General features: G+C 72.3%; 12 protein-coding genes and 1 pseudogene. 6 read left to right on the forward strand and 7 right to left on the reverse strand.

From position 1 onward, the window contains the following. Positions 1-110 precede the first annotated feature (110 nt). Complete coding sequence (locus C4U44_RS20935) at positions 111-1,799, forward strand: DUF885 domain-containing protein (RefSeq protein WP_103887384.1); 1,689 nt, start codon at positions 111-113, stop codon at positions 1,797-1,799. Between the two features lie 261 nt (positions 1,800-2,060). Next, positions 2,061-2,585: a GNAT family N-acetyltransferase gene (locus C4U44_RS20940; protein WP_103887385.1), complete on the forward strand. Its 525-nt coding sequence runs from the start codon at positions 2,061-2,063 to the stop codon at positions 2,583-2,585. A gap of 93 nt (positions 2,586-2,678) precedes the next feature. On the opposite strand, the gene C4U44_RS20945 is transcribed toward C4U44_RS20940, so the two are convergent. Then, complete coding sequence (locus tag C4U44_RS20945) at positions 2,679-3,131, reverse strand: rhodanese-like domain-containing protein (protein WP_235032235.1); 453 nt, start codon at positions 3,129-3,131, stop codon at positions 2,679-2,681. A 288-nt stretch (positions 3,132-3,419) separates the two neighbouring features. Here C4U44_RS20945 and C4U44_RS20950 point away from each other — a divergent pair, with 288 nt between their 5' ends. Next, positions 3,420-3,866: an Lrp/AsnC family transcriptional regulator gene (locus C4U44_RS20950; RefSeq protein ID WP_103887387.1), complete on the forward strand. Its 447-nt coding sequence runs from the start codon at positions 3,420-3,422 to the stop codon at positions 3,864-3,866. A gap of 63 nt (positions 3,867-3,929) precedes the next feature. Here C4U44_RS20950 and C4U44_RS20955 read toward each other — a convergent pair whose 3' ends face one another. From C4U44_RS20955 to C4U44_RS20965, 3 genes are all read right to left on the reverse strand, one after another. Continuing rightward, on the reverse strand, positions 3,930-7,301 hold the full coding sequence (locus tag C4U44_RS20955; RefSeq protein ID WP_103887388.1) for an AAA family ATPase: 3,372 nt from the start codon (positions 7,299-7,301) through the stop codon (positions 3,930-3,932). After that, a complete protein-coding gene (locus C4U44_RS20960) occupies positions 7,301-8,464 on the reverse strand; it encodes an exonuclease SbcCD subunit D (RefSeq protein ID WP_103887389.1) in 1,164 nt (387 codons plus the stop codon). Before C4U44_RS20960 ends, C4U44_RS20955 begins: the two co-directional genes overlap by 1 nt. A 159-nt stretch (positions 8,465-8,623) precedes the next feature. Next, positions 8,624-9,253 (reverse strand): YigZ family protein, encoded by a 630-nt coding sequence (locus tag C4U44_RS20965; protein WP_103887390.1) that lies wholly within the window; start codon positions 9,251-9,253, stop codon positions 8,624-8,626. A 107-nt stretch (positions 9,254-9,360) separates the two neighbouring features. On the opposite strand from C4U44_RS20965, the gene C4U44_RS20970 reads away from it, so the two are divergent. Then, positions 9,361-9,768, forward strand: a complete 408-nt coding sequence (locus tag C4U44_RS20970; RefSeq protein ID WP_103887391.1) for a CoA-binding protein — start codon at positions 9,361-9,363, stop codon at positions 9,766-9,768. 116 nt (positions 9,769-9,884) lie between these two features. After that, the gene (locus C4U44_RS20975; protein WP_103887392.1) at positions 9,885-10,121 is read left to right on the forward strand and encodes a CPCC family cysteine-rich protein; all 237 of its coding nucleotides are present in this window, start codon (positions 9,885-9,887) and stop codon (positions 10,119-10,121) included. Positions 10,122-10,142: 21 nt separating this feature from the next. Here the strand turns inward: C4U44_RS20975 and C4U44_RS20980 are convergent, their stop codons facing one another. Continuing rightward, positions 10,143-11,444, reverse strand: coding sequence for an IS701 family transposase (locus C4U44_RS20980; RefSeq protein ID WP_456052644.1), 1,302 nt, complete (start codon positions 11,442-11,444; stop codon positions 10,143-10,145). 56 nt (positions 11,445-11,500) lie between these two features. Continuing rightward, entirely contained in the window at positions 11,501-11,938 is a 438-nt protein-coding gene (locus C4U44_RS20985) for a hypothetical protein (protein WP_103887393.1), read from the reverse strand. A gap of 243 nt (positions 11,939-12,181) precedes the next feature. Here C4U44_RS20985 and C4U44_RS20990 point away from each other — a divergent pair. Continuing rightward, positions 12,182-12,949: pseudogene (locus tag C4U44_RS20990) on the forward strand (IS5 family transposase). A 307-nt stretch (positions 12,950-13,256) separates the two neighbouring features. Here C4U44_RS20990 and C4U44_RS20995 read toward each other — a convergent pair. Beyond that, positions 13,257-14,867 carry a recombinase family protein gene (locus C4U44_RS20995; RefSeq protein WP_146088305.1) on the reverse strand — a complete coding sequence of 537 codons (1,611 nt, stop codon included), beginning with the start codon at positions 14,865-14,867 and terminating at the stop codon, positions 13,257-13,259. Positions 14,868-14,891 lie beyond the last annotated feature (24 nt).

Raw genomic sequence — 14,891 nt, forward strand, 5'->3', positions numbered from 1 at the left:
TCCGGCGAGCGTCCGGACCGGACCGTTCCGCCCGGGCCGGGCGGCCGGTCGCAGGTCGCGCAGGCAGTCCCGGGGTGACGCCGTACCACTCGGCATACCAAGATGGCCGCATGTCGACTCTCACCAACAACCCGCTGCCCCGCCAGGTCGCCGATGCCTACGTCGACGACCTGATCGCCCTCGACCCGACCCTCGGTACGTACCTCGGCGCGCCGGGCAGTGCCCGCAGACTGCCGGACTACTCCCCCGACGGAGCCCGGGCGGTGGCCGACCTGGCGCGCGAGACCCTCGCCCGGCTGGCCGAGGCCGAGGCGCGGCCCGGCGGCGACAGCCCGGTGGAGCGACGCTGCGCCGGCCTGCTGCGCGGCGGGCTGTCGGCCGACCTGGAGGTCTACCAGGCCGACGAGCACCTCCGGACGGTCAGCAACATCAACTCGCCGCTGCACAGCATCCGCGAGACCTTCACCCTGATGCCCACCGAGACCGCCGCGGACCACGCCGACCTCGCCGCGCGACTGCGCGCGGTGCCCGCCTCGGTGGCCGGCTACCGGGCCTCGCTGGAAGCGGGCCTGGACCGCGGCCTGCTGGGCGGCCCGAAGCAGGTCGAGACCGTCATCGGGCAGATCGGCACGTGGGTCGGCGACGGCGCCGCGGGCAGCTGGTTCGCCCAGCTCACCGCGGACGGCCCGGCCGAGCTGCGCGCGGAGCTGGACGCGGCGGCGGCCGAGGCGGCGGCCGCCTTCGCGCAGATCCGCGACTGGCTGCGCGACACGTACGCGCCGGCCGTCGAGGGCGCTCCGGACACCGTGGGCCGCGAGCGCTACGCCCGCCTCTCGCGCTTCTGGAACGGCGCGGACCTGGACCTCGAAGAGGCGTACGCCTACGGCTGGTCGGAGTTCCACCGGCTGCTCGCGGAGATGGTCACGGAGGCGGGCAAGATCCTCCCCGACGGCGACCCGTGGCAGGTGATGCGCCACCTCGACGAGCACGGCACCGTCATCGAGGGCGTGCCGGAGGTGCGCGCCTGGCTGCAGGAGCTGATGGACGAGGCGATCGGCGCGCTGGACGGCACGCACTTCGAACTCGCCGAGCGGGTCAAGAAGGTGGAGGCGTGCATCGCCCCGCCCGGGGGTGCCTCCGCGCCGTACTACACCGGACCGACCGAGGACTTCAGCCGCCCCGGCCGCACCTGGCTGCCGACGATGGGCCGGACCCGCTTCCCCATCTACGACCTGGTCTCGACCTGGTACCACGAGGGCGTGCCCGGCCATCACCTCCAGCTCGCCCAGTGGACGCACATCGCCGAGAGCCTGTCCCGCTACCAGGCCACCGTCGGGCTGGTCAGCGCGAACGCGGAGGGCTGGGCGCTGTACGCGGAGCGGCTGATGGACGAACTCGGCTTCCTCACCGACCCCGAGCGGCGGTTGGGGTACCTCGACGCGCAGATGATGCGCGCGGTGCGGGTGATCATCGACATCGGCATGCACCTGGAGCTGACCATCCCGGCCGACTCGCCGTTCCACCCCGGGGAGCGCTGGACGCCGGAGTTGGGCCACGCCTTCCTCGCCGCCCACAGCGGCAGCCCCGCCGACACGGTCGAGAGCGAGCTGATCCGCTACCTCGGCATGCCCGCCCAGGCGATCGGCTACAAGATGGGCGAGCGCACCTGGCTGGCCGGGCGGGCCGCCGCCCGTGCTGCTCGGGGCGACGCCTTCGACCTGAAGGCATGGCACATGGCCGCGCTGTCGCTGGGCTCCCTGGGCCTGGACGATCTCCTCGTGGAGCTGTCCGCGCTGTAGTGGTGCGGGCGGGGCCGTCGCGCCCGCGGCGTGCTCCCGGGGCACGTGGGGTCCGGCTCGAACCGGGCCCCGCCGGCCCGCTCCGCGCACCGTCCCGCGGGCCCCGGTGAGCAGTGCGCGGGACGCCCTCCCGGGGCGAGTGACCAGGGCGTAGGGTGCCGGATAGGGGGTCTCGGTGTTCCTCACGCGCGCCTTCCGGGTGTCGTGCGGGCCGGGTCCGGCTCCTGCTTCCTTCCGTTGGCGACAAGGCGGTTCGGCCCGATGACTCTGCACGCTTCCCACGACGCCGGGAGCCTGGTGCTCACCCAGGGCCGGCTCACCCTGCGCGAGCAGCTTCCTGGGGAGGCCGCGCTGCTGGCCGACGGCAAGCCCGGGGCGCTCACCTGGATCGACGGGGTGCCGGGCGAGGGCACGATGAGCGCGGCGTCGATGACGGTCGCCGCCGCCGGCGCGGGGGTCTACCATCCCGGCTGGGGGCTGTTCGCGATCCAGCGCACCGAGGACCGGATCGCCGTCGGCGGCGTCGGCTTCCACGGCCCGCCGGACCGCGGCGCGGTCGAGATCGGCTACGACCTGTCGGAGTCCGGCCGGGGAGCGGGCTGGGCGACCGACGCGGCCCGTGCCCTGTGCCAGTGGGCACTGGGCCAGCCGGAGGTGGTGGTCGTCCTGGCCACCACCGAGCCGGGCAACCTCGCCTCGCAGAAGGTCCTGGAGCGGATCGGCTTCGAGCGCGTCGCGAACCGCGGGGACCTGTGGTCGTACGAGCTGACCACGATGCCGGAGTGACGGCGGGGGTTCCGCCGGCGGGACACGTCTGACGGCGGGCCCCTCCGCGACGGTGTCCCGGGCCGCCGTCTCGGCGGTGAGGGCGCCGGGGGGTCAGCAGCCGCACACGTCGGCGACGACGGGCGCCGTCAGCGGGTCCGGGTCGCGGCGGGCAGGGCCGTCGGCGGTGGAGTAGCCGAGGCCCTCGCGGATCCAGTACTCCATGCCGCCCAGCATCTCCTTGACCCGGTAGCCGCGTTGGGCCAGGGCGAGCGCCGCGCGGGCGGCGCCGTTGCAGGCCGGGCCCCAGCAGTGGACGACGACGGGCCGGGCCGGGTCGAGGAAGGTCGTGGCCAGCCGCGGGATCTCTGCGGTGGGCAGGTGCACGGCACCGGGGATGTGGCCTTGGTCCCACGCCTCGGTGCTGCGGGTGTCGACCAGCGTGAACCCGGGGTCGCCGCCGGCGGCGAGCGCGGCGGCCACGTCGGAGACGTCGGTGTGGAAGGCGAGGCTCGCGGCGAAGTACGCGGCCGCCTCGGCGGGTGCGGCCGGGGGCGTGCTGAGCACGGGTCCGGCGGGTGCGGGTGCGGGTAGGGCGAGTTCGGGTACGGGTACGGCGAGTTCGGGTACGGGTGCGACTGATTCGGGGGCGGGGCACGCACTTTGGGGTGCGAGTGGAGTGAGTTCGACTGCGGGTGAGGCGAGTTCGGGTACGGCGGGTGATGGTCCGGGTGCGGCGGCGCTCTGCGTGGTGGCTGTCATGCCGGGAAATCTATGGCCCCCTCCCCGCGGGCTGAAGGCGGATTCCCCGGCGCTCTTCTTGATCGACCGGGCTTTCCCTGGTATCGCTGGGGAATGACCACGTTTTCCCTTGACGCGACGGACTGGCGGCTGCTGGCGGCCCTGCAGGAGGACGCGCGGGCGAGCTACGCGGAGTTGGCCCGGGTCGTCGCGATGTCCGCCAGCGCCGTCACCGAGCGGGTGCGGCGGCTGGAGGAGGCGGGGGTGATCGCCGGGTACTCCGCCGTGATCGACCCCGAGCGGGTCGGCCTGCCGGTGCTGGCGCTGGTGCGGCTGCGCTATCCGCACGGCAACTACAAGCCCTTCCACGACCTGCTCGACACCACCCCCGAGGTGCTGGAGGCCCACCACGTCACCGGCGACGACTGCTTCGTGATGAAGGTCGCGGCGCGGTCGATGCGGCACCTGGAGGAGGTGACCGGGCGGATCTCCGGGCTCGGCGCGGTCACCACGAGCGTGGTCTACTCCTCGCCGCTGGCACGCCGCCCGCTCGTCCTGTGACGCCGCGGCCGCGCCGGCCGGCGGAATCCCTCGCAACAGGCCCGGGCGCGGCGAGGGATACCGTCAGCGTGCGCCGGTGTGCATCCGCACGCTCGACCCGTCCTTGTCCTTGACCACCCGCAGTTGGGCGGGAATGCGGTGGCGCAGGTCCGCGACGTGGCTGACGATGCCGACGGCGCGGTCGCGGGCGCGCAGCCCGTCCAGGACGTCGAGCACCTCGTCGAGGGTCTGCTCGTCCAGGCTGCCGAAGCCCTCGTCGATGAAGAGGGTGTCCAGCCGGACCCCGCCCGCCTCGTCGGTGACGACGTCGGCCAGGCCCAGGGCCAGCGCGAGCGAGGCGAAGAACGTCTCGCCGCCCGAGAGCGTCGCGGTGTCGCGCTCGGTGCCGGTCCAGGCGTCCACCACCATCAGGCCGAGGCCCGACTTGGCCCGGTGGCCCGCGCGGGCGTCGCTGTGCACGAGCGTGTACCGGCCCGCGGACATCCGCTGCAGCCGCACCCCCGCCGCCGCGGCGACCTGTTCCAGCCGGGCGGCCAGGACGTAGGTCTCCAGCTCCATCCGGTACTGGTTCTCGGCGGAGTTGCCCGCGACCAGGTCCGCCAGCCGCTTGAGGCGGCTGAACTCCTCACGCGCCGGGGCGAGTTCACGTACCCGCGAGGTGCCCTCGGCGGTCAGCCGGTCGAGTTCCCGGCAGCGCGTGGCGGCGGCCGACTCCGCGGAGGAGGCGTCCCGCAACCGGCGGTGCGCGGCCTGCGCGCTCTGCTGCGCGCCGTCGGGATCGGCGGGCGGCAGCGCGGCGGCGGCAGCCGGTTCGGGCGCGGCCAGCGCCGCCTCGATCGCGGCCTCCTCGCGCGCCCAGGCGGCCACCTCCCGCTCGGTTCGGGCGAGTTCGGCCGGTGGCAGCAGCGCCGCGGCGGCTTCCGCGGCAGACCCGAACCCCGCCGCCGCGGCAGCTTGCGCGAGCGCCGCCACCGCCTCCGCGAGCCGCCGCTCGCCGTCGATGCGCTCCCGCGCCGCGTCCGCCGCCAGGTCCAGCAGCCCGACGCGCGCGGTCAGGGACGCGTGCCGGGCCCGTACGGTCGCGTGGCCCGCGCGGATCCGGGCGAGTTCGGCGGCCAACCGCTGGTGCTGCTCGTCCAGTTCCTCCCGCCGGGAGGTGCGGGCGGCGCTGCGGCTGAGCGCGCCTTCCCGCTGCGCGGTGCGGCGTTCACGTTCCTCCTCCGCGCGGGCGAGGGCGCGGCGGGCCTCCGTGAGGTCCCCGGCGGACCGTACGGCGGCGGCATGCTCGGCCTCGGACTCGGCGCAGGCGGCAGCGAGTTCGGCGTACGGCGCGGCTCCGGCCGAGGCGGCGGCCGCGTCGCGTGCGGCCCGCAGCCGGGCTGCTTCCGCTCCGGCCGTCTCGTACGCCGAACGGCGCTGCTCGTAGGCCGCGTTCGCCCTGTCCTCGTCGGCGGACGTGGTCCGGCGGCCGGCGCCGGGGCGGGCCGGGGCGGGGTGCTGCTCGGCGCCGCAGACCCGGCAGGGCTCCCCGTCGACCAGGCCGTCCGCCAACTCGGCGGCGATTCCCGCGATCCGGGCCTCCCGGGCGTCCTGCCACGCCTCGCGGGCCTCCGCGGCGCGGTCGCGGGCCTCGCGGGCGGCCTGCTCCGCGCGCTCCGTCCCCCGTGCCAGCCGGTCCCGTTCGGCCGCCGCGTCCCGCCGTCCGCGCGCCGCCTCGACCCTCCCGGCCAGTCCCTCCGCGCGTGCCGCCGCCTCAGCGGCCGCCTCCACCCGGCCCTGCAGCCGTCCCCGCTCCCGCGCCCAGCCCTCCAGCCACGCCTGCGCCTCCCGCACGGCGCCCTCGTCGGCCCGCTCCTCCCGCTCCAACAGCTCCCGCCGCCGGGCGATCTCCTCCAGCCGCGCCTCGGCCTCGCCCGCGCCGGCCAGGGAGCCCAGCTCCTCCCGCAACTCCCCCACCCTGCCCGCGATCGCGTCGACGGACAGCCGCCGCGGGGCGGGCGCGGACGCTTCCGCGGCGTCCGCACGCCGGGGCCCGTACTGCGCCGGGACGCCGCGGACCGCTTCACCACCGGCCGCACCCGGCAACTCCTCCCCCGGGGCCGGACCGGACGGCCCACGGCGTGCGGACGCCTCACCCCGGCCGGCGCCGGCCCGGAACCCGTCGTGTGCCGCGCCGGAGGAACGGGAGGAACCCCGACCGGTCGCGGTCGGCGCGGCGGACGTCGGGTGCGTGTCCTGCGCGGGCAGCGCGATCGGGGTGACGGCGTCTGCGGGGAGATCGGCGGCGAGGAGCGCGGGGAGCTCGCCCGAACCGGCGAGCCGGCCGACCGCGGCCCGCTCCGCGGCGAGGGCCTCCGCGTGCCGGGCCGCTGCCTTGTCGTGCAGGCCGAGCGCGGGGTCGACGGCGAGGGCACGATGCGCGCGGTCGAGGCGGTCCCGGACGGCGGCGCGGGCGGGCCGTTGCCGGGCCGCGGCCGTCTCGCGGTCGAGGGCGTCGCGACGCCGCTGTTGCAGGGCCGCCACCTCGCGCGCGACGGCGGCCGCTTCGGCCGCGGTGCGGTGCCCGTCCTCGGCGAGGCGTACGGCGCCGGCCGTCACGTCGTAGCGCTCGCGGGCTTCGCAGCGCAGGACGGCGGCCTCGGCGAGCAGGCCGGCGCCGAGTTCGGTCGCCGCGTCGCCCGCGGAGCCGACGTCGATGCCGGATCCGGGTCCGTCATCCGGTGCGCCGGAGGGATCGGACACGGACCCGGAGCCGTACGGCGCGCCGCCGTACCCCGCCGCCTGCCGCATCCGCGCGCCGAGTTGCCGCAGTTCACCGTCGCCTGCGGCCAGTTGCCGTTCCGCGTCGTGCCTGCGGTCGCGGAGCCACTGCTCGACGGCCTTGAAACGGCGCGTGTCGAAGAGCCGCCCGAGCAGCGCGGCGCGCTCCACCGCGCCCGCGCGCAGGAACGTCGCGAACTCGCCCTGCGGCAGCAGCACCACCTGGCAGAACTGCTCGCAGCTCATGCCGAGGAGCTGCCGCACCTCCTCGCCGATCTCCTGATGCGACGTGGACAGGCCCTGCCAGGTGCCCCCGACGTGCTCCCGCAGCAGCGTGACCGGCTTGTCGACAGTGGTGCCGGTGCCCCGCTTCTTCGCCCGCAACTGCTCGGGGCGCCGCGTGATCTCCAACCGCCGCCCGCCGACGGTGAGTTCGAGGACGACCTCGGTCGGAGTAGCCGGCTCGGCGTGGTCGCTGCGCAGCCGGTTCGCAGGCCGGGCGCCGGGCACCTGCCCGTACAGCGCGTAGCAGACGGCGTCCAGGACGGAGGTCTTCCCCGCGCCGGTGGGGCCGTGCAGCAGGAACAGCCCCGCCGCGGAGAGTTCGTCGAAATCGACCCGCTGGCTGCCGGCGAACGGGCCGAAGGCGGTGAGGACGAGGCGGTGCAGGCGCATCAGTCGCGCTCCGCCCGGACGGCGTCGGCCCGTACCGCGTCCAACGCGGCCCGCAGGACGCCGCGTTCGGCTCCGTCCGGGCCGTTGCCGCGCACGTGGGCGACGAAGTCCTCGGCGATCTGCTGGTCCGTGCGGCCGTGCAGCCGGCGGGCGTAGGTGGCGAGCGGGTCCTCGGTGTCGCGGTCGGGCTCGAAGGCCAGCGCGAGGATGTGCGGGAACCGCTTGGCGAGCGCCGCCATCGGCTCGTGCGGCCGGAACGGATCGGTGAGCGTGGCCTCGACCCACGACCCGGTGTGCGGTTCGAGCGCGGGGTCGGCGAGCAGGTCGTCGAGGTGGCCGCGCAACCGGGCGAGCGGGCGGGGCACGGGGGTGTCGAGGCGGCGTGCGGTGACGTCGCCGCCGGGGCCGAGGTCGACGAGCCACATACTCTTGCGCTGGTGCTGCTCGGAGAAGGAGTAGGCCAGCGGCGAACCGGAGTACCGCACGCGGTCGTTGATGGTCTGGCAGCCGTGCAGATGGCCGAGCGCGACGTAATGGGCTCCGTCGAAGAGGCCGGCGGGCACCGCCTCGACACCGCTGGCGGTGATGTCGCGCTCGCTGTCGCAGGGCGCGCCGCCGGTGACGAAGGCGTGCGCGACGACGACCGCGCGGGTGCCCGCCGGGCGGGTGGCGAGGTCGGCGCGGACCCGGTCCATGGCGGCGCCCAGCACGGCGGTGTGGTCCGCCCGCTCGGTGTCGAACTCGGCCTGGACGAGGGCGGGTTCGAGATAGGGCAGGCCGTAGACGGCGACGTCGCCGTGCGGCGGGTCGGGCAGCAGGACCGGGAGGTGGCAGGTCGCGGGGTCGGTCCGCAGGTGGACGCCGGCCCGGCCGATCAGCCCGGCGCCGACCCCTAGCCGCCGGGCCGAATCGTGGTTGCCGGAGGTGAGCACGGCCGGCACGCCGAGATCGGCGAGGCGGTGCAGGACCTCGTCGTACAACTCGATCGCGCCCAGCGGGGGCACCGCCCGGTCGTAGACGTCGCCGGCGACAAGCACCGCGTCCACCTGCTCGGCGCGCACCGTGGCCACGAGGTGGTCGAGGAAGGTCCGCTGGTCCTCCAGCAGGCTCACCCGGTGGAAGGACCGGCCGAGGTGCCAGTCCGAGGTGTGCAGGAATCTCACGCCACCGCTCCGAACCGCACCCGTCCCCCTCATCGTCCCCGGGCGTTCACCCGCAGAGCAGCACCGTACTACCGATCACTCCCGCCCCTCGCCCGCACACCCCGCGGGGCACTCTCCGGCTACCGCGGAGTCGCCTTGCGCCGTGCCGGGGGCGGCGGTTCAGGGGACGTCGACATACGCGCTGCCCTCGGTGGTGCAGGTGGCGGTGCCGGAGGTGGCGTCGGCGAGCCAGGAGCGGAAGGCCGCGGTGTCGGGTTCGGGGACGCCGAGACGGAAGGTGACCGCGGCGCCGTACTCCACCTCGCGCACGGCGTGGCCGGCGGTGCGCAGGTCGTTCTCCAGCCGTCCGGCGCGCTGGTGGTCGGCGGTGACGGTGAGCAGGGCCAGCAGGCGCCGCTCGACGGTGCCGGTCGCGTCCAGCGCCGCCGACACGGCTCCGCCGTACGCGCGGGCCAGCCCGCCGGCGCCGAGCTGGACGCCTCCGTAGTAGCGGGTGACGACCGCCACGGTGTCGCGCACCTCGCGGGCGAGCAGGACCTGGAGCATGGGGGTGCCCGCGGTGCCGCCGGGCTCGCCGTCGTCGCTCGCCCGGTGCAGGCGGCCGTCGGGGCCGATGACGTACGCGTAGCAGTGGTGCGAGGCCCCCGGGTGCTCCTTGCGCACGGCGCGGACGAACTCCTCGGCCTCTTCCTGGCTGCCGGCCGGCGCCAGCGCGCACCGGAACCGCGAGCGTTTGATCTCACTTTCGTACACGCCCGGCCGCGCCACCGTCAGATACCGATCTACCACCCTTTCAGCCTAGTGCCGGGGGAATCATGGTGCCGGGCGGGGCGTTGATCAGGCAGGAAGCGCGGGGAAGCGTGCGGGCGGGCAGAAGCAGGGGAAGGGTGAGCGGGATGTACGGCGACGCGGAGACGGTGCGCAGGATCCTCACCGAGAGCGGTGACACCTGGGCGGTGGTCGGCCTGTCGAACAACACGTCGCGGGCGGCGTTCGGCGTGGCGGCGGTGCTGCAGCGGTTCGGCAAGCGCGTGGTGCCGGTCCACCCGAAGGCGGAGTCGGTGCACGGCGAGAAGGGATACGCGTCGCTGGCGGAGATCCCCTTCCCCGTCGACGTGGTGGACGTCTTCGTCAACTCCGCGCTGGCGGGCGCGGTGGCCGACGAGGCGGCGGCGGTCGGCGCGAAGGCGGTCTGGTTCCAGCTCGGCGTGGTCGACGAGCAGGCGTACGCGCGGGTGCGGGAGGCGGGTCTGGACATGGTCATGGATCGCTGTCCCGCGATCGAGATTAACTCCCTGCGTTAGCAGTCGACCGCACAACAAAGCCCCCTGCCACGGGGATGGCAGGTGGCGCGCTGGACGGCGCCGCCAGAGCTAGGGGCTGTCGTGTGGATCATGAAGAGAGTGCAACGATGTCAGCCATGGCCTCTGAAGACTCGCTCTCCAGTCAGTCAAGCGACGCCGCTGGCGGCCTCATCCCATGCCCCTGCTGTTTCCAGCGGACTCTGGAGGAACAGGCCAATTTTGAGATCTGTCCGGAGTGCGGCTGGGAGGACGATGGGCAGGATGGCGCGGACGCGCACATCGTGCGGGGCGGGCCCAACGGCAGGCTGAGCCTGACGCAGGCACGGCTGGACTATCTGGAGTCAGCAGCCTAGTACTCCAGCTGTAGATCTTGATCACGACTGTTGGAGGGCCTGGCGCTGGTAGTGGCTGCTGCGTGCACGGGCTTGGTGTCGTCGGCGCCAGCTTGACCAGCTGAGGCGGTGCGCCAGGCCGCAGGGTTGTGGTGCGGCGAAGGCGGCGAAGAGCCGTTGGATCTCGCTGCAGGTCAGCGGAGCGAGCCCTGGTGAGGTGGCCACGGCGGTCCGTTCGAGGGCAGCCGTGACCACGAGGAAGGCGTGCGCGAGCATGGCCAGCGTGGTCCAGCGGTGCCACGAGGTCCAGCGGCGGACCTGGTGCTCGTCCAGCCCGGTCAGTCCCTTCGCGGACTGGAAGGTCTCCTCCACGGTCCAGCGGCGGCCAGCCACCCTGACCAGGGTGCTCAAAGGAACGGGTCCAGCCGAGTAGCAGCGGTAGAAAGCGAGTTCGCCGGTGCGCCGGTTGCGTCGAATGAGCAAGGACCGGTGCCCTGTGCTGCCGGACGGGCTGTCGATCTCGACCTGGGCCCAGTCGTAGAAGCGGTGACCTTTGGCACCGTCTCCGGCCGAGAGTCGCTGCCAGGCCTTCTTCGGGAGGCAGTGGGCCAGCATGCCGGCCGTGAAGATGCCCGCGCGGGTCGGGATCGGTCGCTTGCGTGAGACGGCCAATACATAGCCGACCTGACGGCTCTCCAGCTCGGCGCTCAGGTGCGGGTCGCCGCCGTAGACCTCGTCGCCGGTGACCCATGAGGCCGTGACGCCGGCGTCCAGGGCCTGGGCGATCATCTCGGTGACCAGGGCGGGCTTGGTGGCGAACCCCGTGTCCTCCGGGATGCCCGCCGCTCTGCATCGGTCGGGGTCCTGGGTCCAGGAGCGTGGGATGTAGAGGCGGCGGTCGATGGCAGCGTGCCCGGCCGGGGTGGAGTAGACGAGGTAGACGGCGACCTGCGAGTTCTCGATGCGGCCCGCGGTCCCGGTGTACTGGCGTTGCACCCCGACACTCGCGGTGCCCTTCTTCAGGTCGCCGGTCTCGTCCACCACGAGGACGGCGTCCGTGTTGCCGAGGTGCTCGACCACGAAGTCCCGTATGTCGTCGCGAACTCGGTCGGCGTCCCAGGACGCGCGGCTGAGCAGGTGCTGCATACCGGCCGGACTGCTGTCACCGGCGTGCTCGGCGATCGTCCAGCAGTTCTTCCGCGGCAACTCTGCCAGCAGGCCCAGCACGAACGCCCGTGCTCTGCGACGCGGCTCGACCCGGGCGAACCGCCCTGCCACCCTCGCCATCAGGCTGTCGAACACCGGCTGCCACCGGGCAGGGTCTACGCTGTGGCCCACAGCCATCAGCTGATCTTCGTCTGTCCACACAACCGACGATGATCAACGGTGGCCGTTCCCTTCTACGCCACCCAGCAGTACAAGCTCTCGTCTCCCTCGCCGACGGCACGAGCCACGTTGGCCAAGCCCCTCAGGATCCACACAGCGATCTCGGGATCGAAGCCCTCGCCCTCTGCCGCCCGCTCAGCCACCCACAGCTGGCTGACCTCTGCGAGCCGGTGCGCGTCGGCGGCGCTCAGGGCGGCTTGAAGGGTGCGGGAGACGGCAAGGACGAGCGGACCCTCGCCCTCGTCCGGGTCGGCAACAGTCTCGGGAACATCGTCGTCGAGGACCTCTTCGAAGCTCCGACCGGCGAGGATACTCTCCCACTCGATCAGAGCCTCCTCGACATCGAAGTTGCCGAAGGTCAGCGACTCGAAGACCCCGTCGGGACCACCCTCCGCGACAGCAGCGGCGGCTTCATGGTCCGGTGCCACGAAGAACTTGATGACGATGCTCACCGGGGCATAGTGCCTGCTTCACCGGGCCCGGTCTACCTGCCAGCGGCCAGCAGAAACCGACCTCCGACCCGAGATGCTCTCGGCCCACAGGCCAAGATCAAGATCTACAGCTGGAGTACTAGGGACGCGATGAGTCAATGACGCGTGGCGGAGAAGGGCTGTGGATGTCGGAAGCACGACGTCAGATGCCAGACCTGGCTGAATAGGGCAGCGTCCGGCAACGATGCACCTCGTTGTCAGGTCATGTCGTTGACCGATGCGCAGTGGGCGCGGATCGAGCCGTTACTCCCGGACCGCACGCCGAAGCGGGGTGGCCGCTGGCGCGACCACCGGAAAGTGATCGACGCCATTGCCCACATATTCCAGACCGGGACGCAATGGGTCCACCTGCCGGAGAAGTACGGCAACTGGCGTGGCGTCTATAACCGGCTGCGAATGTGGGCCGTCGACGGCACCTGGGAGCGAGTGTTTACCGCTCTGGTGGCACCAACGGACGCAGACGAGGACCTCAACTGGGCCGTCTCGGTCGACTCCACGATCGTGCGAGCGCACCAGCACGCGGCCGGTGCCCGCTGCTGGCCCCTCGCGTTCGTTCTCACCGCCGGACAAGCCGGTGATGCACCTGCCTTCACCGAGGTCATGGCCCGCCTACGAGTTCCCCGTCGATGAAGACGGCCTCGCACCAGGCCGGATCTGGTCCTGGCCGACAAGGCGTACTCCTTCCGCGCAATCCGCGAGCACCTGCGTAACCGCGGCATCCGGGCAGTGATCCCAGTCCCCGCAGACCAGCGCAGCCACCGGCTCCGTCGGGGCAGCCGAGGCGGCAGGCCGCCAGCCTTCGACCACGAGACCTACAAACAGCGCAACACCGTCGAGCGGTGCATCAATCGCTTGAGACAGTGGCGAGGCATTGCCATCCGCTACGAGAAGACAGCCGCCATCTACCTGGGCGGACTCCACATCGCGGGATCTTCCTCTGGTCCGGCCGGTGATCCAAACGAAACTGCCTAAGGGCGACAGACACCGTCGGTCTCTTCCATCAGCGGAGGAGGCTGGGACCCTCCCCGGGGGGGGTGCGGATGCCTGATGATGAGTGGGAGCCCTTCCTAGTGGCTGCCAAGGTGGCGAACCCCGCCGGCCGCAGCCCGCGCGGCGAGGTGATCCATGAGTTCATCCGCTGGCAGCTGCGCCGCCCCGGGGCGAAGTTGCCCGAGCGGCCACCAGCGGGCCCGTGGTCAACGTCGACGGCCGACGAGTCGCCAGACACAAGAGAGAGCCCCCAAGAGGGTCCTGGGGGGCGCTCTCCGTCGTTCGCGGGCTACTTCGGGCCGCCAACCCATCGGACGCGAAGCCGATTCTCAATGGGCGTCCTGTCTCCCTGCTTTGCGGACGGTAGTAGAACCAACTCGTCGACGACGCTGCGGAGCAACATCCGTTTGTCGTCCAGCTCCGCCGTCGCCCAAGCCTCCGTCAACAGTTCCGCGTCGAGAAGCGGCGTCAGGTCAGCTTGCCGCTCCAACTCCCGCAAGTCTTCGCCCAGGAGTGCAACCTGTGCCGCTAGCGCGTCGGCAAGTTGCGCGTACCGCTCGGCACTCATGCGGCCGTGCACGTAGTACGCCGCATCCAGCTCCTCCGCCCGTCGATGAGAGTCCTTAAGCGCGGCCTCCGTGTGACGGTGTCGCGCTTTCTTTTCAGGGTCCTGATATGACAGCCATCGGCGCGCAATCTCGTATAAGGCCTCGCCGCCTGGCTCCAGCGCTGACACGTGGGTCACCCACATCTCCCCCACCACGAAATCAACGCGAGACGCCTTCGTTCGGACTCCCCGGCAGGCTGTGGGGCCACCCTCAAGATGCGTGCGGCAACGGTAAGACTCGCCACCCGACACCATCCCCACCTGACAGTGTGGGCACTTCATGATTCCAGTCAGAAGCTTTCCGGGTCGCTTTGCTCCGTGCATCCCCTTGGCGCCGCGGAACGTTCGAGAGGAGAACTGCGCCTTAATCGCATACCACTCGGTCAGCGTCACTACGCCAGTTCCGCAAGACACTGGCGTGCCACTGGCGTCTAGGAGGACGTCAGCCTTCCACGTCCCCCATTTGTCGATCGGCTGCCCAAACTCGTCGATGTGTCGCTCCCGGAAGGGGACGAGTCCCGCCCAAAGGGGGGACTGCGCCATACGCGCGATTGCATTGGCAGACCAGTGCCGCCCCGAGCGGGTAGACAGTCCCTCCGCGTTGACTCGGTGTGCGGCCGTGGTTCCCCCAAGACCTTCTAGGAGAAGTTCAGCAATCTTCCGGGCCGTTGGATACTCGTCCGGGTGTGGGGCGATCCGACCGTTGCCGACACGCTGCAGCCCGAATGGAAGAGGTCCGCCGGGAACACGACCGATTACCCGATGTGATTCGAGCCCGATGAGGACGCGTTTGGAGATATCCCGTGATTCCTCCATCGCGCGGTCCGACAGCAACGCAAAGACAACGCGGCCTCCGCGTGAGCTGTCCAGCCCTTCGGACGTTGAGACGAGACGCCCCCGCCGCTTCTCCAACTCGTCGAGCAGCGGGGTAACTTGCCCCATTCCGCGTCGGTCAAAGCGGTCCGTCTTCCATGCTGCCAGGGTTTTTGAGCGGCCAGCGAGCACGGCCGCACACGCGTTATCGAACTCGTCGCGACGGACATGCACTTTGCTGGCGCTCTTCTGCTCCAGCCACACGTGACGGATCGCCACGTCCTCTCGCGCTAGATAGGCGTGCACCTGGCGCAGATGACCCCGCAGGGTCGCCAGGTCTTCGCTCTTCTTCGACCGCCTGATGTAGACGTCTGCCAGGGTCTCCGGCTCGCCATCCGCAGGGCGGTCCAGCCCCATGCCTGCCCGCTCCTCAGCCGTGAGACCGAGTGCCTGAAGTGCGGCTTCGTCTTCCCGCTCCACCGTGCCCCCTCTATGCCAGCGTCG

This window comes from Actinacidiphila yanglinensis (genome assembly GCF_900107965.1).
GTDB lineage: Bacteria > Actinomycetota > Actinomycetes > Streptomycetales > Streptomycetaceae > Actinacidiphila > Actinacidiphila yanglinensis.